General features: G+C 55.2%; 1 protein-coding gene. It reads left to right on the top strand.

The window, feature by feature from the left end; all coding sequences use genetic code 11:
* Positions 1-1141 (top strand): calcium-binding protein (locus tag QUA53_RS18975; RefSeq protein ID WP_333099191.1); only part of this gene is annotated, 1141 nt, incomplete at both ends.

A 1141-nucleotide genomic window follows, 5' to 3' on the forward strand; every position in this document is an offset into this window, starting at 1 on the left:
GGGACTTCGACAACGATGACGGGAACCGGGACTTCGACAACGATGACGGGAACCGGGACTTCGACAACGATGACGGGGACTTCGACAACGATGACGGGGACGGGCCCGGACATTTCGATCACCCCGGTGCCGCGGCCACCTGTGACAGTTCCCACGCCTCCCCCAGAGCCACTTTTTGTCGATGGCTTAGTTGTCGCAAATGACGGCAGTAACTATTTAATCGGCAGCTTGTTCAATGACACGATTTCCGGGGGTGCCGGCGACGACACGCTTCTGAGTCGGGACGGAGACGATCTACTCAGGGGCGATGACGGTAACGATTCTCTCAACGGCGGCGCTGGTAAAGATATCGTTGAGGGCGGGCGCGGCAATGACACGGCGCGGGGCGGCAAAGGCGATGACTTGGTTTCTGGCGACCAAGGCGATGACGTAGCTTTTGGCGACCAGGGCAACGATCTTGTCTTGGGTTCTGAAGGCAACGACACGCTGTACGGCGGTAAAGGCAATGACTGTCTGCGCGGAGGTGGCGAGGACGACCTGATTTTTGGCGACAAGGGCAATGACAGTGTTTTTGGCGACACGGGCAACGACTGCCTCATAGGTGCTGGGGGCAATGATATTTTGTTAGGCGCCGAGGGCGGGGATGTCATCACTGGCGGTGTTGGTAACGATACTGGTGATGGTGGCGAGGGTGATGACCTGCTCTTCGGGGGCGATGGCAATGATTCTTTTTCTGGAGATGCTGGGGATGATATTCTTTCGGGCGATCGCGGATCGGATACTCTGACAGGAGGCGAGGGATCGGATATCTTTGTTCTCGGTAGGGTGGGCACGTCGCCTGGTGGCAACGGGTTTCTCACTACTGGGGGCCGCGAAATCGGCGATGCTGATGTAATTAGAGATTTTAATGCGGGAGATTCGATCGGTCTAGCTGGAGGTTTGAACTTTACAGAGTTAGAAATTTTCCAAGGTCAAGGCTCGAATTCTAGCAACACGATTATTAGGGACAGGCAAACTGGGGAATTTTTGGCGGTGTTGATCGATGTTCGATCGAACTCGCTAGATGAATCTCGGTTCACTACAGCTCAAATACCGCGCGTAAACGACAATCCCTTCACCATTGAGGGGACAACCACCAGTC

Source organism: Microcoleus sp. Pol12B3 (genome assembly GCF_036701355.1).
Taxonomy (GTDB): domain Bacteria; phylum Cyanobacteriota; class Cyanobacteriia; order Cyanobacteriales; family Microcoleaceae; genus Microcoleus.